Annotated in this window: 19 protein-coding genes and 1 tRNA gene; 16 read left to right on the top strand and 4 right to left on the bottom strand. The window is 70.1% G+C overall.

Annotated features, from left to right (window positions below):
• Nucleotides 1-27: 27 nt before the first annotated feature.
• The 3 genes from BLW00_RS10530 to BLW00_RS10520 all read right to left on the bottom strand — a co-directional run bounded on the left by BLW00_RS10530 (nucleotide 28) and on the right by BLW00_RS10520 (nucleotide 3756).
• Nucleotides 28-855, bottom strand: coding sequence for an arginase family protein (locus BLW00_RS10530; protein WP_245741516.1), 828 nt, complete (start codon nucleotides 853-855; stop codon nucleotides 28-30).
• A gap of 12 nt (nucleotides 856-867) precedes the next feature.
• A complete protein-coding gene (locus BLW00_RS10525; protein WP_092553487.1) occupies nucleotides 868-1614 on the bottom strand; it encodes a PspA/IM30 family protein in 747 nt (248 codons plus the stop codon).
• A gap of 84 nt (nucleotides 1615-1698) precedes the next feature.
• Nucleotides 1699-3756: a TPM domain-containing protein gene (locus tag BLW00_RS10520; RefSeq protein ID WP_175494220.1), complete on the bottom strand. Its 2058-nt coding sequence runs from the start codon at nucleotides 3754-3756 to the stop codon at nucleotides 1699-1701.
• A 171-nt stretch (nucleotides 3757-3927) separates the two neighbouring features.
• On the opposite strand from BLW00_RS10520, the gene BLW00_RS10515 reads away from it, so the two are divergent.
• The 3 genes from BLW00_RS10515 to BLW00_RS23405 all read left to right on the top strand — a co-directional run bounded on the left by BLW00_RS10515 (nucleotide 3928) and on the right by BLW00_RS23405 (nucleotide 6375).
• Nucleotides 3928-4662 carry a gamma-glutamyl-gamma-aminobutyrate hydrolase family protein gene (locus BLW00_RS10515; RefSeq protein ID WP_245741515.1) on the top strand — a complete coding sequence of 245 codons (735 nt, stop codon included), beginning with the start codon at nucleotides 3928-3930 and terminating at the stop codon, nucleotides 4660-4662.
• A 248-nt stretch (nucleotides 4663-4910) separates the two neighbouring features.
• Nucleotides 4911-6188, top strand: a complete 1278-nt coding sequence (locus BLW00_RS10510) for a C40 family peptidase (RefSeq protein WP_092553478.1) — start codon at nucleotides 4911-4913, stop codon at nucleotides 6186-6188.
• Between the two features lie 40 nt (nucleotides 6189-6228).
• The gene (locus BLW00_RS23405; protein ID WP_175494219.1) at nucleotides 6229-6375 is read left to right on the top strand and encodes a hypothetical protein; all 147 of its coding nucleotides are present in this window, start codon (nucleotides 6229-6231) and stop codon (nucleotides 6373-6375) included.
• A 16-nt stretch (nucleotides 6376-6391) separates the two neighbouring features.
• Here BLW00_RS23405 and BLW00_RS10505 read toward each other — a convergent pair.
• A tRNA-Arg gene (locus tag BLW00_RS10505) sits at nucleotides 6392-6464 on the bottom strand.
• A gap of 96 nt (nucleotides 6465-6560) precedes the next feature.
• On the opposite strand from BLW00_RS10505, the gene BLW00_RS10500 reads away from it, so the two are divergent.
• The 13 genes from BLW00_RS10500 to BLW00_RS10440 all read left to right on the top strand — a co-directional run bounded on the left by BLW00_RS10500 (nucleotide 6561) and on the right by BLW00_RS10440 (nucleotide 21472).
• On the top strand, nucleotides 6561-7355 hold the full coding sequence (locus BLW00_RS10500; protein WP_092553475.1) for a transglutaminase-like domain-containing protein: 795 nt from the start codon (nucleotides 6561-6563) through the stop codon (nucleotides 7353-7355).
• A gap of 43 nt (nucleotides 7356-7398) precedes the next feature.
• Complete coding sequence (gene argS, locus BLW00_RS10495) at nucleotides 7399-9057, top strand: arginine--tRNA ligase (protein ID WP_092553472.1); 1659 nt, start codon at nucleotides 7399-7401, stop codon at nucleotides 9055-9057.
• A gap of 65 nt (nucleotides 9058-9122) precedes the next feature.
• On the top strand, nucleotides 9123-9905 hold the full coding sequence (locus BLW00_RS10490; protein ID WP_092553470.1) for an LmeA family phospholipid-binding protein: 783 nt from the start codon (nucleotides 9123-9125) through the stop codon (nucleotides 9903-9905).
• 161 nt (nucleotides 9906-10066) lie between these two features.
• On the top strand, nucleotides 10067-11500 hold the full coding sequence (lysA, locus tag BLW00_RS10485) for a diaminopimelate decarboxylase (RefSeq protein ID WP_092553467.1): 1434 nt from the start codon (nucleotides 10067-10069) through the stop codon (nucleotides 11498-11500).
• Nucleotides 11497-12834, top strand: a complete 1338-nt coding sequence (locus BLW00_RS10480) for a homoserine dehydrogenase (protein ID WP_092553464.1) — start codon at nucleotides 11497-11499, stop codon at nucleotides 12832-12834. Before lysA ends, BLW00_RS10480 begins: the two co-directional genes overlap by 4 nt.
• Nucleotides 12834-13940, top strand: coding sequence for a threonine synthase (gene thrC, locus BLW00_RS10475; RefSeq protein ID WP_245741514.1), 1107 nt, complete (start codon nucleotides 12834-12836; stop codon nucleotides 13938-13940). Before BLW00_RS10480 ends, thrC begins: the two co-directional genes overlap by 1 nt.
• Complete coding sequence (thrB, locus tag BLW00_RS10470) at nucleotides 13937-14893, top strand: homoserine kinase (protein ID WP_092553461.1); 957 nt, start codon at nucleotides 13937-13939, stop codon at nucleotides 14891-14893. Before thrC ends, thrB begins: the two co-directional genes overlap by 4 nt.
• Before the next feature lie 209 nt (nucleotides 14894-15102).
• Entirely contained in the window at nucleotides 15103-17343 is a 2241-nt protein-coding gene (gene rho / locus BLW00_RS10465; RefSeq protein WP_092553458.1) for a transcription termination factor Rho, read from the top strand.
• The gene (prfA, locus tag BLW00_RS10460) at nucleotides 17343-18422 is read left to right on the top strand and encodes a peptide chain release factor 1 (protein ID WP_092553455.1); all 1080 of its coding nucleotides are present in this window, start codon (nucleotides 17343-17345) and stop codon (nucleotides 18420-18422) included. The genes rho and prfA overlap by 1 nt, the downstream gene beginning before the upstream one ends.
• Nucleotides 18423-18473: 51 nt before the next feature.
• Complete coding sequence (gene prmC, locus BLW00_RS10455; RefSeq protein WP_092553452.1) at nucleotides 18474-19367, top strand: peptide chain release factor N(5)-glutamine methyltransferase; 894 nt, start codon at nucleotides 18474-18476, stop codon at nucleotides 19365-19367.
• Nucleotides 19368-19389: 22 nt separating this feature from the next.
• Entirely contained in the window at nucleotides 19390-19578 is a 189-nt protein-coding gene (locus BLW00_RS10450) for a PLDc N-terminal domain-containing protein (protein WP_092553449.1), read from the top strand.
• Between the two features lie 31 nt (nucleotides 19579-19609).
• Nucleotides 19610-20272 carry an L-threonylcarbamoyladenylate synthase gene (locus BLW00_RS10445; protein ID WP_092553446.1) on the top strand — a complete coding sequence of 221 codons (663 nt, stop codon included), beginning with the start codon at nucleotides 19610-19612 and terminating at the stop codon, nucleotides 20270-20272.
• A gap of 3 nt (nucleotides 20273-20275) precedes the next feature.
• Complete coding sequence (locus BLW00_RS10440) at nucleotides 20276-21472, top strand: MraY family glycosyltransferase (protein ID WP_092553443.1); 1197 nt, start codon at nucleotides 20276-20278, stop codon at nucleotides 21470-21472.

The following is a 21472-nucleotide window of genomic DNA, read 5'->3' as shown; positions in this document are numbered from 1 at the left end:
CGTGGTCCGGGTGCGGGCCTGTGCTGTTCATCGTACGAGCGCCGACACGATCCGGAGGATGGTCGGCAGGTCCTCCACCGCCGCGTCGGGCGTGGAAGGGGCGAATTCGGTGATGCCCGCGCCCACCACGGTGAACTCTTCGCGGATGGCGCGGATGGCCGTGGTGAGCTGGGCGGTGGTCACACCGAAGGGTTCCGGAAAGGCGACGCCCTCGATCTCGCTCGGATCGAGCACGTCGAGATCCACGTGCAGGTACACCTCGGTGGCTCCGGTGTCGCGCAGAGCGGCGATGACGGCTTCCGCGGTGTCGAAGCGGTCGGGGGAGAGCAGGGCGATGCCCGCCGCCTCGGCGTAGTCGGCTTCGGCGTCGTCGAGCGCGCGGCTGCCCGCGAGCACCACGAGGCCCGGATCGAGGAGTGGTTCAGGCGCGAGTTCGGCCGGGCCACCGCCGAGCAGGGTGCGCAGCACCATGCCGTGGAAGGCGCCCGACGGCGACGAGTCGGGCGTGTTCAGGTCGGCGTGGGCGTCGAACCAGACCACGGCGACAGGACCCGTGGAGCGCTGCACGGCGTGCCGGATGGCCGCGAACTCCACCCCGCAGTCGCCTCCGATCACGACGGCCACGTCGGGCACCTCGCCGAGCGCCAGCGCGGCGGCTTCGGCGATCAGGCTGATCGACGAGAACCGGTGAACCCCCGTCTCCAGGGACTCACCGGCTCCCGCCGGAACGTCGACCAGACGCGTGGCCGTCGAGGGCAGGTCGCCGCGGATCGCCTCGGCTCCGTCGATCAGTCGCATGGCGCGGCTCGATCCGGAGCCCTGCCATTCGGGAACGACGACGAAGGTCGCGGACACCGTGCGCCGCGCCTAGTCGCCGCTGGTGACGGACTTGACCGGGCTCGAGCCCGACTTCAGGGCGGCGAGTCGCGCCTCGACCTCGGTCAGCTCGCCGATGTCGTCGAGGCTCTCGAACTGCGCGTCGAGGCTGGAGGCGTTGAGCTCCTCCTGGCCACGCACACGAGCTTCTTCACGGCGGATCTTGTCTTCGAAGCGGCCGAGGTCGCTCGTGGGGTCGAGCACGTCGATGTTCTTCAGCGCATCCTGAACCTGGCCCTGCGCCTGGGCGGTCTTGGCGCGGGCGACCAGGTTGTCGCGCCTGGACTTCAGCTGGTTGAGCTTCTCCTTCATCGACGCCAGGCCCGACTTCAGCTTGTCGACCGACTCGGTCTGCGACGCGATCGACGGCTCGGCGTCCTTCGCCTCGTTCTCGGACTGCAGCTGACGGGTCAGAGCCACCTTCGCGAGGGCATCGAACTTGTCGGCGTCGACCGTGTTGCCGGCCGCGCGGTACTCGTCGGCCTTGGTGCTGGCGGCGAGCGCCTTGCGACCCCAGTCTTCTGCGGCCGCCACGTCTTCGCGGTGGTCGTCTTCGAGCAGGCGGAGGTTGCCGATGGTCTGGGCGATCGCGCTCTCGGCGTCGGCGATGTTCTCCGTGTAGTCGCGCACGAGCTGGTCGAGCATGAGCTGGGGGTCTTCGGCCTGATCGATCAAGGCGTTGATGTTGGCCTTGGCGAGCTGGGCGATACGACCGAAGATGGACTGCTTACTGGACATCGTGATCTCCTTCTGTACTGGCTTTTCGAGGTGCTGTCGTGGATCCGGGTGGGAAGGCGGGGGCGTCGGCGGGTGTCGGGCGGGTCAGAATCGGCCTCCTCCGCCGCGCCGGCCTCCGGAGCTGCCACCGCTGGAGCGACCTCCGGAGAAGCCTCCGCCCCCGCGGCTGCCGCCGCCCCAACCGCCCGAACGGCTGCCCCCGCCCCAACCGCCGAAGCCGCCGCTGGAACGGCCGCCACCGCCGCCGCTGAGCAGGCCGCCGAGGATTCCGCCGAGCAGAGCGCCGCTGAAGTCGCCTCCGCCTCCGCCCGTCGGCATGCCCTGGTCGCCCGAGCTCTGCGCCCAGCTGACGTCCTGTTGCGCGGATGCGGTGGCCCGCGAGGCGAGGTTCGCCGCGGTCGAGGCCTCCCGCAGCGAGGCCTCCGGATCGGTGGTGGCCAGACTGAGCGACTGGTCGAGGTGGCGCTGGGCCTCGGAGAGCCGGGTGCGCGCATCCGGACCCACCGCACCGCGCCGGGTCTGCAGGTAGCTCGCCGCGGCCGCGACCTCGCTCTGCGCGGTGGCGATCGCCCGGTCGCGCTGGGCGATCAGCCGCGCGACTCGTTCTTGTTCGGTGCGCGCGGAGGCGAGGGCCTGGTCGAGGGGAGTGTTCGCCGCTTCGAGGGCGATCCGGGCGTTCAGCGGATCGCGCGCCCCCGCGGTCTGCGCACGGTGCACCTCGACGCCGAGCGAGGCGGCGAGCGAGGGGAGGTTCGGATCGGGCGACGTGCCGGAGGCCTGGATCCGCGCCGCCTCCGTGATGTCCTGCTGAGCGTCGGCGATCGCGGCGGCGAGACCGGCACCCGCCGTCTGGAGATCGCTCTCCAGGGTCGCGATCGAGGTCACCAGCGTGCCGGCCTGGGCCACGGCCTGCCGTGCCGCGCTGATGCTGAGAGCGGCCTGCGCCGTGTCGCCCGCGGTGATCGCAGTGGCTGCGGCGGTGAGCTGGGCGTCGGCGAAGGTGCGCAGCTGGTCGGCCTGCTCGATGCTGCCGCCCGCCGTGGTGAGTGCAGGCGGGTCGTACTGCTGGGTGAGGCGGCCGAGCCGCTCGCGCGCATCCGTTCCGCTGCCGGCGAGAGCGGCCAGCTCGGTCTTGGCGGTTTGCAGCGCGGATGCGGGATCACGCTCCACATCCCGCAGGGCTGCGAAGGAATCTTTCTGCGCGTCGAGCTCATCGGAGGCCTGGTCGCAGATCGCGATGATCTGCTGCGACCAGGCGCGGCGCTCTTCGTCGGTGTCGGGCTCCGCGTCGTCGAGCCTCTGCTTGAGGGCGAAGGCCTCGGAGAGCTTGCCCTTCGCCCCGCTGAGCACATCGGAGAAGGTCTTCGTGGCTTCGGCCCCGAATTGCGCCACGGCGAAGCCGAGCTCTTCTTCGCTCGAGGTCACGGCGTCGTCGAGGTCGACGAGCACGGCCCCCACCTGGCGGTCGAGCTCCTTCTGCGTGGGTCCGGCGGCTGCGGCGTTCGCATTCACTCCCGCATCGACCTTCTTGCGCCGCCGCACGAGGAACACGATGAGCAGCACCGCCGCCGCGACGATGACCACGATCGCGATCACCCAGGCGAGCACGGCGCCCCCACCGCCTGAGCCGCCTCCGCCCCCGAGGGCGTCGCCGATGCCCTTGGCCGCGCCGATGCCGGCACCCGCCCAGTCGTTGTCGCGGAGCGCCGGCACGATGTCGTCGGTCTCGATGGCGGCGAGCTGGTCGTCGCTCAGCGGGAAGTCCTTGTCGACCGAGAGCTGGTAGACCCGGTCATCGGTGGCCACGGCGAGCAGCACGTCGTTCGTGCCGAACTGATTCATCGTCGCGACGTCGTTCGCCCACTCCTGCCGGTCGGAGGGATTGGTGAAGCTGTCGGTGTAGACCACGAAGAGGTTCACGCCGTGCTCGGTCGACAGCGTGTCGAGAGCGTTCTGCAAGGCCACCTGATCCGAACCGAGCACGCCCGATTCGTCGACGATGTAGGCGCCGTTCAGATCGACCGGATCGCCCGCGAATGCGGGGAGCGCGGGGGCCAGCACGGAGAGCCCGATCGCGGCGACGACGACGGCGAACAGGGAGCGGAGCGTCGCCGCTCGGCGATTCCGGTGCGGGTGTCTCATTGACCCAGATTCTAGGAGAGCGAAGCCAGGGCCGTCTATGCAAACTGGATGTTGCCCCGACGATTCCCGGGAGTCGTGCAGGCAGCGCGACGATCGGATGCGCGCCGCGGCATGTGTCGCTCCGTTACGCGGCCGGATGCACTGCCCGACCGGCATGGGCAGGATGAAGGGGTGTCCTCCGCAGCCCGCCTCAGCGTCGTCATCGTGACGCGTGAGCGCCCGTACGCTCCGGAGTACCACGCCTACTCGAGCCTGCTCGTCGGACGTGCCGTCGCGGCGGCGACCCGGGCCGGCTGGCAGGTCGACGTGGTCGCAGCGCAGGACGAGGGTCGCCACGAGACGCTGCGGCGCACCGACGATTCCGGCGCCCTCGTCATTCTCGGCGGCGAGGACATCGCGCCGGAGTTCTACGGTGCCGCGCGCGGGTACCGCGGCGAGGGAGCGCACGCGGAGCGGGCCGACGAGGCGCAGATCGCGCTCGTGCACCGCGCCGTGCGCCGGGGCACACCGCTGCTCGGTGTCTGCCGCGGCCACCAGATCATCGATGTCGCGCTGGGCGGCACTCTGCTCCAAGACCTCGGCGAAGGCTCGACACACCGTCACGACGACGTTCCGATCGAGCGGGTCATGTCCGACCACGCGGTGCACGTGGATGCGCGCAGCCGGCTGTTCGAGGGACTCGGCGCGGTCGCGCAGACGCGCAGCGCCCACCACCAGGCCGTTGACCGCCTGGGTGACGGGCTCGTCGTCGCGGCTCGCGCATCCGACGGCCTGATCGAAGGAATCGAGCACGTGACCGCGCCGGTGCTCGGCGTGCAGTGGCACCCTGAAGACCCGGGCGCACCCCGTGGCCAGCTCGCCGCTCTGCTCGGCACGCTCGCGGTGCCGGTCGCCCTCGCGGCCTGACCTCCCGGTCTGACTCGGCGGTCCGACCTCGCGGCCAGCGTGCCCGGGTAGCGCGAATGGGCTGCCCCACGCGGCGTTTCGCGCGGTTTGTGCGACCCCGCACTCGATCGAGGGCGCTGACTATAACTCTGCCCGCGCGCATCCGGCTGTTAGAAACGCCGGCGAGTTGCTATTGTGATCAGCGTTGTTGCTGTTACGCGTGTGACTGAAGTGAATCAGGGCCGCGTCACCGAACGGTCGGGGGAGTCATGCGGGTCACCGCGTCAAGCACGTTCAGCGGTAAGCGCGGTCTGGGTGCCGCTGCGCTGGTGTCGGCGATGGCGCTGGCGGCCACGCTGCTCGTCACCTCACCCGCCGCCGCGACCGACTATCCCTCGTGGGACGACGTGGTCGCCGCTCAGGCGAACGAGGGGGCCAAGCAGAGTCAGATCGCCGAGATCCAGGGCCTGATCTCGGGTCTCCAGGCTCAGGTCGACGAAGCCCAGGCGGTGGCGCAGAAGGCTTGGGAAGCCGACCAGGTGGCCCAGAAGGCTCTCGCCGAAGGCACCGCCAAAGCGAACTCGCTGCAGACCCAGGCCGACGCCGCGAAGGTCGCTTCGGAGCAGTCGAGCAAGCGCGCAGCCGGCCTCGCCGCCCAGTTCGCCCGCAGCGCGGGCAACGATCTCACCTCGCACCTCATCGTGTCCGGCGGTGACAGCGACGACCTGCTCTACCAGCTCGGCACCATGAGCAAGCTCAGCGAGACCAGCCAGGGCGTCTTCGACAAGGCGAAGCAGGATGCGAACACCGCTGATTCGCTCAGCCGTCAGGCGGTCGTGGCGAAGTCGGAGCTCGAGAGCCTCGCGGCGGCGGCGGATGCCTCGCTGCAGGCCGCGCGCGACGCCCAGAAGGTGGTGCAGGGTGCGCTGCTCGACCAGGAGGCGCACCAGGCCGAACTCACCGTGCAGCTGGCCGCGCTGCAGCAGAATTCGGTGCAGACGCTGGCCGATTTCAACACCGGACAGGCGATCGCAGCGGAGAAGCAGCGGTTGCAGGACGAGCAGGATGCGCGGGCCCGTGCCGAGGCCGCGGCCGCGGCGAACGACGGCGGGGACGGCGGGGACTCGGGCGGTGGAGGGTCGAACGACGGCGGCGGCGACTCAGGCGGTGGCGGCGGCATCGTCGTCACGCCTCCCTCGCAGTCGATCAGCGGCGATGCGGTCGTCGCGTTCGCCGAGCAGTTCGTCGGCGTGGTGCCCTACGGCTACGGCGCCGACCCCAACGACAGCTTCGGTTGCGACGGCCTGACCCAGTACGTCTACGGGCAGTTCGGCATCCAGCTGCCCCGCTTGGTGAGCCGCCAGGCCGCGATGGGCGTGCAGGTCTCGCCGCAGGACGCATTGCCAGGCGACCTCGTCGTGTGGCCGGGTGCTCACATCGGCATCTACGACGGCCACGGCGGCGTCATCCACTCGCCCGACTGGGGCCGCTACGTCACGCACAACCCGGGCCTCTGGGGCAGTTACTACTTCGTGCGCATCCTCTGATCGCTACCGGCCGGCGGCCTTCGGGCGTAGCGTGCACGGCATGAGCGATCAGAGCGATTCCACCAAGCCCGCCACCGACCCCGACGAGCTGGCCGACGGTTCGGGCACCGACGCCGAGCCCTCGCAGCAGAAGCACCACGACGCGGAGACCGAGGAGGACACCGCCTCGGGCGGCCCCGCCGACTAAGGCGGGCGGAAGAATGTGCCCCCAGTAGGATTTGAACCTACGGCCTTCTGCTCCGGAGGCAGACGCTCTATCCCCTGAGCTATGGGGGCCCGGGGTGCCTGACTAGGTTAGCAGGATGTCGGGCCCCCGAAGGTCATGCCGAGGCCCGTCGTCGATCGCGTCGCAACCGTGACAGGATCGAGATCATGCAGCGATCCGTCACCGCCCACATCGGCGCGACCGTCGACCAGGCGACCACCGTCGTGTTCTCGATCGCCGCCGCTCCCGGTGCGGCGTTCGCCCATGAAGTGCTGGATTTCCGGGTCGACGGCAAGCCGATCGAACCGTTCGAGATCACGGATGCGCACGGCACCCGGCTGCACCAGTTCGACGTGCTGCCGGGCCGTTTCACCGCGGTCTACGAGGCGACGATCGACGGCCGCGCGATGGAGGCTCCGGTGGAGCCGGTCGACCTCATCCGGTATCTCCGGCCGAGTCGCTACTGCGAGTCCGACACGCTGATGCCCACGGCGCTGGGGGAGTTCCGGGGTCTGTTCGACCGCGACCTGCTCGAGGCCGTGAGCTCCTGGGTGGGCTCGGAGCTCAGCTACGTGCCCGGCTCGAGCCTCCCCACCGACGGCGCGGTGCAGACCCTGCTGCTGCGCAAGGGCGTCTGCCGCGACTACGCCCACCTCGTGATCGCGTTGCTGCGCGCCCTCGACGTGCCGGCACGCCTGGTCTCGGTGTATGCGCCGGGGCTCTCGCCGATGGACTTCCACGCCGTCGCGGAGGCCTTCGTCGAAGGCGCCTGGCACGTCGTCGACGCCACCACGCTGGCGCCTCGCCAGTCGCTCGTGCGCATCGCGACGGGCCGCGACGCGGCCGACACCGCCTTCCTCACCAATCACGGCGGCAACCTCGTGCTCGACCGCCTCGAGGTCTCCGCCGTGGTCGACGTGCTGCCGAACGACGACATCACCCAGCTGGTGCGCCTGCGCTGACCGCGTCGCCCGCCTCCAGGTGCGCGCGATAGGCTTGTCCGCCGTGACTCCCGAAGACCTCTCCGCCGCTCTGTTCACCATCGTGACCGACCGCCTCGCCGCAGTCGACGGCGTCACGATCACCGAGTCGGATGTCGCGCTCGAGCGTCCGCGCAACCGCGACCACGGGGACTGGGCCTCGAACATCGCGATGAAGCTGGCCAAGCGCATCGGAACGAACCCGCGGGAGTTCGCCGGTGAGCTCGCTCCGCTGATCCAGGCCATCGACGGCGTCGCCGCGGTGGATGTCGCGGGCCCCGGGTTCATCAACATCACCCTCGAGACCGCCGCGGCTGCCGAGATCGCCCGCACCATCGTGGAGGCCGGCGACGGCTACGGCCACAACGCGGTGCTCGCCGGGCACACCATCAACATGGAATTCGTCTCGGCCAACCCCACCGGCCCCTTGCACATCGGCCACACCCGCTGGGCGGCGCTCGGCGACTCCATCGCCCGGGTGCTGAAGGCATCCGGAGCCCAGGTCACCACCGAGTACTACATCAACGACGCCGGCAGTCAGATGGACGTCTTCGGCCTCTCGGTGCTGCACGCCGCCAAGGGCCTGCCGACACCCGAGAAGGGCTATCCGGGCCCCTACATCCAGGAGCTGGCGCAGCGCGTGCTCGCCGCGGTGCCCGACCTGCTCGACAAGCCCGAGGAGGAGGCGGTCGCGATCGCCCGCGACCTCGCCTACGACTACCAGCTGGCCGAGATCAAGCAGTCGCTGGCCAACTTCCACGTGCACTTCGACGTGTTCTTCTCCGAGCGCACCCTGCACGCTCCGGATGCGGTCACGGGCAAGACGGCCATCGACGACGCCGAGGAACGCCTGCGCGCCCAGGGCCACGTCTACGAGGCCGACGACGCCGTGTGGGTGCGCACCACCGACTTCGGCGACGACAAAGACCGCGTGCTCACCCGCGGCAACGGCGTCGTCACCTATTTCGCGGCCGACGCGGCCTACTACCTGAGCAAGAAGGATCGCGGCTTCCCCGAGAAGATCTATCTGCTCGGCGCCGATCACCACGGCTACGTCGGGCGCCTGAAGGCTCTCGCGGCGGCCGCCGGCGACGACCCCGACACCGGGCTCTCGGTGCTGATCGGCCAGCTGGTGAACCTCAACGGCGCGAAGCTCTCCAAGCGCGCCGGCAACATCATCGAGCTCGACGACCTGCTCGATTGGCTCGGCGCCGACGCCCTGCGCTACTGGCTCGCCCGCTATCCGGCCGACTCGCCGCTCGCGCTCGACGGCGAGAAGCTGCGGTCGCGCACCAACGACAACCCCGTGTTCTACGTGCAGTACGCGCATGCCCGCACCCGGTCGGTGGCGCGGAACGCAGCCGACGCCGGGGTCACCCGCGACGTCTTCGAGCCCGCGCTGCTCGTGCACCCCACGGAGACGGCTCTGATCGGAGTGCTCCAGGAATTCCCGCGGATCGTGGCGCACGCCGCGGAGCTCCGCGAACCGCACCGTGTCGCCCGCTACCTCGAGGAGCTCGCCGGGTATTACCACCGCTGGTACGACGCCACCCGTGTGCTGCCCTTCGGTGAGGAGCCGATCTCGGCCATTCACGGCACCCGGCTGTGGCTGAACGACGCCACCGGTCAGGTCATCCGCAACGGACTGGCCCTGATCGGCGTCTCCGCTCCTGACCGGATGTGAGTCGCACGCCGCGCTGATCGCCCGCGAACCCGCCGCCGACGGCCCGGAGGCGGCAGGATAGGGGCATGAGCACTGAGTTCCACGTGGCCCCGACCGAGCCCGCCGCCCCGAGGCGGCACTCGATGCGCTGGCTGTGGTGGCTGATCGGCATCGTGGTGGTGCTCGCGGTGCTGGTCGTGGTGGCGGACGTCGCCATCCGTGCCTACGCCGAAGGGCAGGCCGAGTCGGAGATCGAGTCGCAGCTGCCCGACACGGTGCAGGGCGACGTGACCGTGCAGATCGGCGGCTTCTCCTTTCTCGGCCAGCTCCTCGCCGGCAGCTTCGGCGAAGTGCAGTTGGACGCGCCCGCGCTGACCGTGAACGGCGTGCCCATTTCGGCGCACGTGGTCGCCCGCGACGTGCCCACCGATCTCAGCCAGCCGGTCGGCGACATCGAGGCGGCGGTTTCGCTCGATCAGGATGCGGTGAACGGCATCGTCGATCTGCCGGGCGACGCGACGCTCGTGCTCGGCGACGAGGGCGTGTCCTACGAGGGCACGGTGGCGATCTTCGGCATCGAACTGGGCTACCGCGTCACCGGCGACGTGACCGCCTCCGGAACCGACGTCGTGATCCAGCCGCAGAACGCCACTCTGACCCAGGGCTCGAACGACGTCGACGTCGACCTGGGATCCATCCTCGGCGGTCTCACGAAAGATCCGATCACGGTCTGCGTGGCGCAGTACCTGCCGCAAGGCGCCGAGGTCGATTCGCTCGAGATCACCGCCGGGCGCGCCACGGCGCACCTCACCGCGCGCGACTTCGTGCTGAGCGACGACAGCCTCAAGAACCTCGGCACCTGCCCCTGAGGGGGCCAGACGGGCACCCCGCGTAACACGCGCGACACACCCGGTAGAATTTTGTCATCTCCGAGTGTTCGGACGGCTTCAGGGACCAATCCGGGTCCGCTCGCCCCCTTGTGCCAATCCGTCGAGCCCAGCCGGGCGACGACACATCAGAGGGATTCCCCATGACGTCCAGCCCGCTGGCCCCTGCGTGGCTCGCCCACCCCGCTGACGCGAACGCGCTGCCCGCCCCGATCTGGTCGCGCACCGCGGCCCGCACGGTGGCCGGCGAGCTCGAGATCGGCGGTGTCTCCGCCGGCGCCCTCGCCGCCGAGTTCGGCACCCCGCTCTACGTCGTCGACGAGTCGGATGCCCGCTCCCGTGCCCGTGAGCTCCGCGACGCGTTCGCCACCGAAGCCGGGCGCGTCGGCACCACGGCGAAGATCTACTACGCCGGCAAGGCCTTCCTCAGCATCGAGGTCGCGCGCTGGATGGCGGCCGAGGGCCTCGCGATCGACGTCTGCAGCGGAGGCGAGCTCGCCGTCGCGCTGGCGGCGGGAGTCGACCCGGCCACGATCGGACTGCACGGCAACAACAAGTCGCTGGCCGAGATCGACCGCGCGGTGAGCGTGGGCGTCGGTGTGATCGTGATCGACAGCGCCGTCGAGGTCGAGCGGGTGGCGGATGCCGCGGCTCGGCACGGTCGCGTGCAGCCGGTGCGGGTGCGGGTCAACAGCGGCGTGCACGCGCACACCCACGACTTCCTGGCCACCGCGCACGAAGACCAGAAGTTCGGTGTGCGGCTCGACCAGGCGGCGGAGTTCGCGGCGGCCATCCGCTCGCATCCGGAACTCCGCTTCCTCGGCCTGCACTGCCACATCGGCTCGCAGATCTTCGGCTCCGAGGGCTTCGCCGAGTCGGCCGCGCGTCTGCTCGAGGCCCACGCAGGGCTGCTCGCCGGGGGGGAGGTGCCCGAGCTCAACCTCGGCGGGGGCTTCGGCATCGCCTACACCACCGCCGACGATCCCACGCCCATCGCCGACCTCGCGGCGGCCATCGTCGACGCGGTGGCGGGGGAGTGCACTCGCCTCGGCATCCCGGTTCCGGCGCTCGCCTTCGAGCCGGGCCGGGCGATCATCGGCACCGCCGGCACCACTCTCTACGAGGTCGGCACGGTCAAAGACGTGCTGGTGAGCGTGCCGGGGGAGAATGGCGAGGCGGCCGACCTGGTGCGCAAGTACGTCAGCGTCGACGGCGGGATGAGCGACAACGCACGCCCCGCGCTCTACGGCGCCGACTACTCCGTGCGCCTCGCCGGCCGGGTGTCGGAGGCCGATCCGGCGCTCGTCCGCATCGCCGGAAAGCATTGCGAGAGCGGTGACATCGTGGTCTACGCCGACTACCTGCCGGGCGACGTCGCGCCCGGCGACCTGGTGGCGGTGCCCGCCACCGGCGCCTACTGCTGGTCGCTGGCGAGCAACTACAACTACCTCGGCCGCCCCGCCGTCGTCGCGGTCGCCGATGGACGGGCCCGCCTGATCGTGCGCCGCGAGACCGAGCACGACCTGCTCGCCCGCGACGCCGCCTACCCCGAAGCACGAGTCGGAGAACCACGATGATCGAATACCGCAACCTCCGCATCGCCCTGCTCGGCGCCGGCTCGGTCGGCTCGCAGGTGGCGCGCCTGCTGCTCGAGCAGGGCGAGGAACTCGCCTCCCGGGTAGGCGCGGGACTCGAACTGATCGGCATCGCCGTGCGCGACGTCGACGCCCCGCGCGACGCCGATCTGCCACGCGAGCTGTTCACCACGGATGCCCGCACGCTCATCCAGTCGGCCGATGTCGTGATCGAGCTGATGGGCGGCATCGAGCCGGCCCGGGAATACATCCTGCTCGCCATCAACTCCGGTGCCGACGTCGTCACCGGCAACAAGGCGCTGCTCGCCACCCACGGGCCCGAGCTCTTCGACGCCGCCGCTCAGGTGGGCGCGCAGCTCTACTACGAGGCCGCCGCCGGCGGTGCCATCCCGATCATCCGTCCGCTCCGCGACAGCCTCGCGGGCGACCGGGTGCGCCGCGTGATGGGCATCGTCAACGGCACCACGAACTTCATCCTCGACCGGATGGACACCGAGGGCGACACCTTCGAGAGCGCGCTGGCCACGGCGACCGCGCTGGGGTACGCCGAGGCCGACCCCACTGCCGACGTCGAGGGCTACGATGCCGCGCAGAAGGCCGCGATCCTGGCCAGCCTCGCCTTCCACACCGCGGTGCCGGTCGAGGCCGTGCACCGCGAGGGCATCACTTCGATCACGGCGGGTGAGGTCGAAGCGGCCAAGCGGGCCGGCTTCGTGGTGAAACTGCTCGCCATCTGCGAGCGGCTGACGGATGCGCAGACCGGTGTCGAGGGTGTGTCGGTGCGCGTGCATCCCGCCCTGATCAGCCGACTGCATCCGCTGGCCGCCGTGCACGGGGCGAAGAACGCGGTGTTCGTGCAGGCCGAGGCGGCCGGCGACCTCATGTTCTACGGCGCCGGCGCGGGCGGGCTGGAGACGGCCTCCGCCGTGCTCGGCGACCTCGTCTCCGCCGCCCGGCGGCACGTCGCCGGGGGCCCGGGCGTGGGGGAGTCGACCCACGCCAACCTGCCGATCTTCGGCATCGGCGCGGTCAACACGCGCTACCAGATCACGCTGCAGGTCACCGACAAGCCGGGCGTGCTCGCCCAGGTCGCCGGGCTGTTCAGCGAGCACAGCGTGTCGGTGGAGGCGGTGCAGCAGACCGTGGCGTCGGCCGAGCCCGGGCGGTCACCGGGCGAAGCACTCACCGCTACCCTTGTCATTGTCACGCACGAAGCCCCCGAAGCCGCCTTGTCGGCGACGGTGGCGGCTGTTTCCTCGAACGACGCCGTCGTCCGGGTCGAATCAGTCCTACGAGTTGAAGGAGACACGCCCTAGTGGCCGACACCACCCCCCGCATCCCCTCCCGCCAGTGGCGCGGGGTTCTGCGCGAATACGCCGACCGCCTCGACATCTCCGACGCGACCCCGATCGTCACCCTCGGCGAGGGCGGCACGCCGCTCATCCCGGCGCCGGCCCTGTCGGCCCGCACTGGCGCGAACGTCTTCGTGAAGTTCGAGGGGATGAACCCCACCGGCTCCTTCAAAGACCGCGGGATGACGATGGCGATCTCCAAGGCCCTCGAGCACGGTGCGAAGGCCGTCATCTGCGCCTCCACCGGAAACACCTCGGCCTCCGCCGCGGCCTACGCGACCCACGCCGGCATCACGGCCGCCGTGCTCGTGCCCGAAGGCAAGATCGCCATGGGCAAGCTCAGCCAGGCCATCGCGCACAACGCGCAGCTCATCCAGGTGCAGGGCAACTTCGACGACTGTCTCGACCTCGCGCGCGACCTCGCCGCCAACTACCCGGTGCACCTGGTCAACTCCGTGAACCCCGACCGCATCGCGGGCCAGAAGACGGCCGCCTTCGAGGTGGTCGAGGTGCTGCAGGATGCGCCCGACTTCCACATCGTGCCGGTGGGGAACGCGGGCAACTACACCGCGTACACCCGCGGCTACACCGAGGAGCTCGAGCGGGGTGCCACCACGAAGCTGCCCCGCATGTTCGGCTTCCAGGCCGCCGGCTCCGCCCCGATCGTGCTCGGGCACCCGGTGGCGCACCCCGAGACCATCGCGAGCGCCATCCGCATCGGCAACCCGGCCTCCTGGGAGCTCGCCCTCGCCGCCCGCGACGCCACTTCGGGCTATTTCGGCGCCATCAGCGACGAGCACATCCTTGCCGCCCACCGCATCCTCTCGGCCGAGGTCGGCATCTTCGTCGAGCCCGCCTCGGCGATCAGCGTGGCCGGACTCCTCGAGCGCTCCGAGGCCGGGGTCATCCCGGCCGGATCGACCGTGGTGCTGACGGTCACGGGCCACGGCCTGAAAGACCCGCAGTGGGCCCTGCGCTCGGAGGACGGCTCCGAGGTCGAGCCCATCGTCGTGCCGGTCGACGCGGGCGAGATCGCGAGCGTGCTCGGACTCTCGAAAGCCACCTCGTGACCGACACGTCCTCGTCGTCGGTGTCGCCGGCCGGCCGCACCGTCACGGTGCGCGTTCCGGGCACCACGGCGAACCTCGGTCCGGGCTTCGACACCCTCGGCCTCGCGCTGGCGCTCTACGACGAGCTGACGGTCTCGGTGCGCGACGAGCCCGGTGCCTTCGTCGAGGTGCACGGCGTGGGCGAGGGCGAGGTGCCGACCGATGAGACGAACCTCGTCGTGCGCTCCATCGCCCACACCTTCGCCGCCTACGGCCAGGAGCTCCCGGGTCTGCACCTGGTGGCGAAGAACGCGATCCCACACGGGCGCGGCCTCGGCTCGTCGGGCGCGGCGATCGTGTCCGGCGTCATGGCCGCGAAAGGCCTGCTCGAAGGCATCGTCGAGATCGATCCGTTGGGGCTGCTCGCCCGGGCGACCGAGCTCGAGGGTCACCCCGACAACGTGGCGCCGGCGCTCTTCGGGGGCCTCACCATCGCCTGGACGACGCCCGACGGCCCGCAGTTCAAGAAGCTGATCGTGCACCGCGGCGTCTCGCCGCTCGTGCTCGTGCCGCAGGAGACCATGTCGACGGCGCTGGCCCGTAGCCTGCAGCCCGAATCGGTGCCGCACGCCGACGCGATCTTCAACGTCTCGCGGTCGACGCTCCTGATCGCCGCTCTCATCCAGAGCCCCGAACTGCTGCTCGCGGCCACCGAGGACAAGCTGCACCAGAGCTACCGCGCGAGCGCGATGCCCGAGACCGACCGATTGATCCAGGAGCTGCGCGCCGCCGGGTTCCCGGCCGTCGTCTCGGGCGCAGGCCCGAGCATCCTGGTGCTCTGCAGCGACCCGGGTCAGCGCCTGGCCGCCGCCGAACTGGTGGGGTCGCGGGCCGCGACACCCTGGCAAGCGCTGGTTCTGGCGGTGGACTTCAAAGGTGCTACAGTGGTGCTGCACCCGGACGAAGTCAAGTAGCCCTCAGGTTTGCTCTGAAACACCGCAGCACCACCTGAACTGCTTCGAATCCCGTCCCGGTCGCATTTCTTCCAACTCATTTCCTGCCGCGTGCAGAGACGTATCCGGCCCCGGTTCTCCGCGTGGAGAGCCACATCCTGGTGCGTTCCCGTCCGTGGACAGTTCTCTGCCTGGCTTTTCGTAGCCGACAGGGGAAGGACACAATCTCCGTGACTGACGTCAACACCCAAGCCGACCTCTCGACCTTGAAGGTCTCCGAACTGCAGGCCATCGCGGCTCAGCTCGGAATGGCCGGCGCCTCCAAACTCCGCAAGGGTGACCTGGTCGAGGCCATCCGCCAGGCCCAGGCAGGGGCCACCGGGCTGCCTGCCGAGCTGCCCACGCTCGACTTCGACGCCGCACCGGCTGTTCCGGCAGCGGATGCCCCGGTTCCCGTGGTCGAGACCCCGGCCGCCGAGGCCGCGCCGACCGCTGCCGAGACTCCGACTGTCGAAGCCACTCCGGATGCGGTGGGCCCGATCGTGCCCGATGAGCTGCTGCTCGCCGCGCCGGTCACCCACACCCAGCCGAAGGAGCCGATCGTCATCGAGCTCCCCGAAGGCCCCGTGTCGCCCAAGCGCCGCGGATCCCGCCGGGTCACCTCGGTCGACGGCGGCATCGCCATCGAGCGAAGCAACGGTCGTTCGACCGGGAGCCGCGTGTCGGCCGCCTCGCACGTGAACACCGACGGCGCCGCCGAGGCGCCGCTGCTGCCCACCGCAGACGACTTCGCCGCGCCGACCACCGACTCCACGACCACCGCCCCCGAGCAGACGGATGCCCCGGCCGAGGCCGGCGTCGACGGCCAGGCCGAGCAGAGCGAGCGATCCGAAGGCCGGGGCGGTCGCAACCGCAACCGCCGCAATCGCAACCAGAACACCGAGGGCGGCCAGCAGGGCGGCAACGCCGGCGAGGCGCCGGCCGGCAACGGCCAGAACGGCCAGGGCCAGCGCGGCAACCAGAACCAGAACCAGAACGACCGCGGCGACCGGGGCGCGCAGAACGAGCGCGGCCAGGGCGAGCGCACCACCCAGAACGACCGTTCCAGCCAGAGCGAGCGCGCGCAGCAGAACAGCGACGCGGCCAAGCAGGAGGCGCAGCAGGGCGACCGCGGTCAGGGTCAGAACCAGCGCGGCGCCGGAGACGACGACCGCAGCGAGCGGGGCGCCCGCAACCGCTACCGCGACCGCAAGCGTCGCGGCCAGGGCGGCGGCGACGAGATCGAGCCCGAGATCAGCGAAGACGACGTGCTCATCCCCGTCGCCGGCATCCTCGACATCCTCGACAACTACGCCTTCGTGCGCACCAGTGGCTACCTGCCGGGCAACAGCGACGTCTACGTCTCGCTCGGCCAGGTGAAGAAGTACAACCTGCGCAAGGGCGACGCCGTCGTCGGCTCGATCCGCCAGCCGCGCGAGGGCGACCAGAGCGGCCGCCAGAAGTACAACGCGATCGTGCGCATCGAGTCGATCAACGGTCTGCCCGTCGAAGAGGCGCTGAACCGCGTCGAGTTCGGCAAGCTCACCCCGCTCTACCCGCAGGAGCGTCTGCGTCTCGAGACCGAGCCGGGCAAGCTGACCCAGCGCATCATCGACCTCGTCGCCCCCATCGGCAAGGGCCAGCGCGGCCTCATCGTCGCGCCGCCCAAGGCCGGTAAGACCATCGTGTTGCAGCAGATCGCCAACGCGATCTCGACGAACAACCCCGAGGTGCACCTCATGGTCGTGCTCGTCGACGAGCGGCCCGAAGAGGTCACCGACATGCAGCGCACCGTGAAGGGCGAGGTCATCGCCTCCACCTTCGACCGCCCCGCCGAAGACCACACCACGGTCGCCGAGCTCGCCATCGAGCGCGCCAAGCGCCTGGTGGAGCTCGGTCACGACGTGGTGGTGCTGCTCGACTCGATCACCCGCCTCGGCCGCGCCTACAACCTGGCGTCGCCGGCCTCGGGCCGCATCCTCTCGGGCGGTGTCGACGCCTCGGCGCTGTACCCGCCGAAGCGCTTCTTCGGAGCCGCGCGCAACATCGAGAACGGCGGATCGCTCACCATCCTCGCCACCGCGCTGGTCGAGACCGGATCGAAGATGGACGAGGTGATCTTCGAAGAGTTCAAGGGCACCGGCAACTCGGAGCTCCGCCTCTCGCGTCAGCTGGCCGACAAGCGCATCTTCCCGGCGGTCGACGTCAATGCGTCGAGCACCCGTCGTGAAGAGCTGCTGATGGGCGCCGACGAGACCAAGATCACCTGGAAGCTGCGTCGCGCCCTCGCGGGTGTCGACCAGCAGCAGGCGCTCGAGATCGTGCTGGGCCGGCTCAAGGAGACCTCCTCGAACGTGGAGTTCCTCATGCAGGTGCAGAAGTCGATGCCCACGCCCGCGCAGAACGGCCACAACGGTCACAAGGCCGACTGATGTTCGAGTCCGTCAGCACGCTGCTGGCCGAACACGACGACCTGCAGCAGCAACTCTCCGATCCCGAGCTCCACAGCGACCCCGCGCGGTCGAAGCGGGTCAACCGGCGTTACGCCGAGTTGAGCCGTATCGTCGCCGCGCACGCCGCCTGGAAGCAGGGGGTCGAAGACCTCGAGGCCGCGCGGGAACTGGCGAAGGACGACGAGTCGTTCGCCGAGGAGGTCCCGGCGCTCGAGGAGAGTCTCGCGGAGTCGGAGGAGAAGCTCCGGCGGCTCCTGATCCCGCGGGATCCGGATGACGCGCGCGACGTGATCATGGAGATCAAGGCGGGGGAGGGCGGTGCCGAGAGCATGCTCTTCGTTGCCGACCTCCTGCGCATGTACCTGCACTACGCCGAGTCGAAGGGTTGGAAGACCGAGCTCCTCGAGCGCACCGAGAGCGATCTCGGCGGCTACAAGGACGTGCAGGTCGCGGTGAAGGGCAAGTCGACCGACCCCGCCGAGGGTGTCTGGGCGCACCTCAAGTACGAAGGTGGCGTGCACCGCGTGCAGCGTGTGCCGGCCACGGAGTCGCAGGGGCGCATCCACACCTCCGCGGCCGGCGTGCTCGTCTTCCCCGAGGTCGACGAGCCCGAAGAGGTCGAGATCAACCCCAACGACCTCAAGATCGACGTCTTCCGTTCCTCCGGTCCCGGCGGCCAGTCGGTCAACACCACCGACTCCGCCGTGCGCATCACCCACCTCCCCACCGGGATCGTGGTGTCGATGCAGAACGAGAAGAGCCAGCTGCAGAACCGTGAGGCCGGCATGCGCGTGCTGCGTGCCCGCATCCTGGCGAAGCAGCAGGAGGAACTCGACGCCGAAGCATCCGCCGCTCGCAAGAGCCAGATCCGCACGGTCGACCGTTCCGAGCGCATCCGCACCTACAACTTCCCCGAGAACCGCATCGCCGACCACCGCACCGGGTACAAGGCCTACAACCTCGATCAGGTCATGGACGGCGCGCTCGAGCCGATCATCCAGTCGGCCATCACGGCCGACGAGGAGAGCCGTCTCGCCGCCGTCGGCAACGACGCGTAGCGTTCCCCGCTCCCAGCGCAGTCACCCGCTGCGTGAAAGGCAGAACCGCCCATGACCACCATCGACACCGCCGAGCGGCCCGTCACCGTGCGTTCGCTCTACGAACGCTCCGTGGCGATCCTGGCTTCCAGCGGCATCGCCGACCCGCAGGTCGACGCGGAACTCCTGATCGGGCACGTGCTCGGCGCCTCGCGCGGCCGCGTGCAGTCCCTCGCGGTCACGGATGCGCCGCTCGGCGTCGAGGACACGCTCGCGATCGTCGAGGCGGTCGAGCGTCGCGCCGCGCGGGAACCGCTGCAGCACATCACGGGCGTCGCCTGGTTCCGCTCGCTCGAACTGGCGGTCGGGCCCGGCGTCTTCGTGCCCCGGCCTGAGACCGAGTTCGTCGCGGGGCTCGCCATCGACTCCCTGCGTGCCGTCGTGGCGGCTCCGGATGCGCGACCGCTCGCCGTCGACCTCGGCACCGGGAGCGGGGCCATCGCCCTCTCCCTGGCCACGGAGGTGCCGCACGCCGAGGTGGTGGCCGTCGAGAACTCGACCGCCGCGTTCATCTGGGCCAAGCAGAACCTCCGTACGGTGGGCGTCGAGAACGCCCGTCTGGTGTTCATCGATCTGGCCGACGCGTTGCCCGAGCTCGACGGAACCGTCGACGTCGTGGTGTCGAACCCGCCCTACATCCCGGCCGGTGCCGTTCCGCGCGACCCCGAGGTGCGGCTGCACGACCCCGAGCACGCGCTCTACGGGGGCGAGGACGGCCTCGAGGTGGTGCGGAGCGTCTCCGCCACGGCGCGGCGACTGCTCCGCCCCGGGGGCAGCCTGGTGGTCGAGCACGGCGATCTGCAGGGGGCGGAGATGCGCGCTCTCCTGACGGCGGAGGGCTGGCGCGCCGCCGCCACCCACCGCGACCTCACCGGGCGCGACCGCGCGACCACGGCCATCCGCTAATCCGCCACCGCTAGGAGCATTCATGGACCCGATCAGCCTCGGAATCGGCATCGTCGCGCTGGTGATCTTCGTCATCACCGTGATCTCGATCGCGAACAACCCGAACCACGGGTTCTTCGGCAAGCTGCTGTGGATGGCGGTGGCGTTCTTCCTGTCGATCCTCGGCTCGATCCTGTGGCTTGTCTTCGGTCGCGGCCGGGTCTCCAAGTAGCGACCCCGACCCCCGCTATCATTAGGGCGAGATGGCTGCCATTTACGACTGCTCTGCGCCGACGGAGCTTCTCACCGGAATGCGGCTCGCGCGGGCGGCGCTCGGCAAGGGCGAACTGGTGGTGCTGCCGACCGACACCGTCTACGGCCTCGCGGCCGACGCCTTCGACCCTGCCGCCGTGCAGCGTCTGCTCGACGCGAAGGGCCGCACCCGGCAGTCGCCGCCGCCGGTGCTGATCCCCAACCTGTCGACGCTCGACGCCTTGGCCACGGACATCCCCGATTCCGTGCGCGCCCTGGTGGCTGAGTTCTGGCCGGGTGGTCTCACCGTCATCCTGCGCGCCACGCCGTCGCTGATGTGGGACCTGGGCGAGACCGGCGGTACCGTCGCCCTCCGCATGCCGAACGACCCGCTCGCTCTCGAGCTCCTCGCCGAGACCGGCCCGCTGGCCGTCTCCAGTGCCAACCTCACCGGTCAGCCGGCCGCGACCACCGCGGCGGCGGCCTTCGACATGCTCGGCGACAGCGTCGAGGTGTACCTCGACGGCGGGGAGCGCCCTGAGGCGGTCGCGTCCACCATCGTCGACGCCACCGATCCCGGTGGACGCATCACGATCGTCCGGCTCGGCGCCGTGTCGGCCGAGCGCATCCGCGACGTGGTGGGCGACCTCCTGCCGCCGGAAACCAGCGCCTGACGCATGCGGTTCTATCTCCTCGTCGCCCTCGTCTCCGCCGTCGTCACCTTCGGGTTGACCTGGGTGATCTACAAGCTCAGCCACCGATACCGGCTGTACCCGAAGATCCGTGAGCGCGACGTGCACACCCGGCCCACCCCGCGGCTCGGCGGCATCGCGATGTTCATCGGCGTGGTGGTGGCGTTCGCCGTCGCCTCGCAGATCAGCTGGTTCCGGCTGGTGTTCGCCGAGCCCGGCAAGGTGTGGGCCATCCTCGGCGCGGCGCTCATCATCGTGCTGATCGGCGTGGCCGACGACATCTGGGACCTGGACTGGCTCACGAAACTGGCCGGGCAGATCATCGCGGCGGGGCTGCTGGCCTGGCAGGGCGTGCAGATCGTGTCGCTGCCGATCGGCGGGCTGACCATCGGATCGAGCGGGATGTCGCTCGTGATCACCATCCTGGCCGTCGTACTCGTGATGAACGCCATCAACTTCATCGACGGGCTGGACGGCTTGGTGGCCGGGGTCGCGCTGATCGCCAACGGCGTGTTCTTCATCTACAGCTACCTGCTGGTGCAGGACACCTCGCCCTTCGACTACTTCAACCTCGCCTCGCTCATCACCGCGGTGCTGATCGGCGCCTGCGCCGGCTTCCTGCCGCTGAACTTCCACCCGGCGAAGTTGTTCATGGGCGACGCGGGCGCGCTCCTGGTGGGCCTCCTGATGGCCACCAGCGCCATCGCCGTCACCGGTCAGGTCGACCCGGCGCAGCTCGGCCGTTCGCAGCTTTTCCCCGCGTTCATCCCGATCCTGCTGCCCTTCGCCATCCTCGTGATCCCGCTGCTCGACTTCGGACTCGCGGTGTTCCGCCGGCTGCGCGCGGGCAAGAGCCCGTTCAGCGCCGACCGCAAGCACCTTCACCACCGGCTGCTCGACATGGGACACTCACACCTGCAGGCCGTGCTGATCTTCTACGCCTGGACGGCGGTGATCTCCATCGGCTGCCTGCTGTTCTTCGTGCTGCAGCCCTACTGGCTGGCCTTCATCTTCCTCGGCGTCGGTCTCGTGGTCTGCACCGCCGTCACGCTGAGCCCGCTGAGCCGGGAGAAACGCCGCGAGATCGAGGCGCAGTCAGCCGATGCGGGTACCCTCGAAGCCGAAGTGAAAGCCGGTGACGACCCGCTCGACGCGGCCGCCGACGAAATCAAGGAGTCCTAG

Origin of the sequence: Herbiconiux ginsengi (genome assembly GCF_900107435.1) — a bacterium.
Classification (GTDB): Bacteria; Actinomycetota; Actinomycetes; order Actinomycetales; family Microbacteriaceae; genus Herbiconiux; species Herbiconiux ginsengi.
This window is presented reverse-complemented; position numbering and strand designations above follow the sequence as displayed.

Coding starts and splice junctions, on each gene's coding strand:
- BLW00_RS10525 (WP_092553487.1), bottom strand. CDS start 1,614: ATGTCCAGTAAGCAGTCCATCTTCGGTCGTATCGCCCAGCTCGCCAAG.
- BLW00_RS10520 (WP_175494220.1), bottom strand. CDS start 3,756: ATGAGACACCCGCACCGGAATCGCCGAGCGGCGACGCTCCGCTCCCTG.
- BLW00_RS10510 (WP_092553478.1), top strand. CDS start 4,911: ATGCGGGTCACCGCGTCAAGCACGTTCAGCGGTAAGCGCGGTCTGGGT.
- BLW00_RS23405 (WP_175494219.1), top strand. CDS start 6,229: ATGAGCGATCAGAGCGATTCCACCAAGCCCGCCACCGACCCCGACGAG.
- BLW00_RS10500 (WP_092553475.1), top strand. CDS start 6,561: ATGCAGCGATCCGTCACCGCCCACATCGGCGCGACCGTCGACCAGGCG.
- BLW00_RS10490 (WP_092553470.1), top strand. CDS start 9,123: ATGAGCACTGAGTTCCACGTGGCCCCGACCGAGCCCGCCGCCCCGAGG.
- lysA (WP_092553467.1), top strand. CDS start 10,067: ATGACGTCCAGCCCGCTGGCCCCTGCGTGGCTCGCCCACCCCGCTGAC.
- BLW00_RS10480 (WP_092553464.1), top strand. CDS start 11,497: ATGATCGAATACCGCAACCTCCGCATCGCCCTGCTCGGCGCCGGCTCG.
- prfA (WP_092553455.1), top strand. CDS start 17,343: ATGTTCGAGTCCGTCAGCACGCTGCTGGCCGAACACGACGACCTGCAG.
- prmC (WP_092553452.1), top strand. CDS start 18,474: ATGACCACCATCGACACCGCCGAGCGGCCCGTCACCGTGCGTTCGCTC.
- BLW00_RS10450 (WP_092553449.1), top strand. CDS start 19,390: ATGGACCCGATCAGCCTCGGAATCGGCATCGTCGCGCTGGTGATCTTC.
- BLW00_RS10445 (WP_092553446.1), top strand. CDS start 19,610: ATGGCTGCCATTTACGACTGCTCTGCGCCGACGGAGCTTCTCACCGGA.
- BLW00_RS10440 (WP_092553443.1), top strand. CDS start 20,276: ATGCGGTTCTATCTCCTCGTCGCCCTCGTCTCCGCCGTCGTCACCTTC.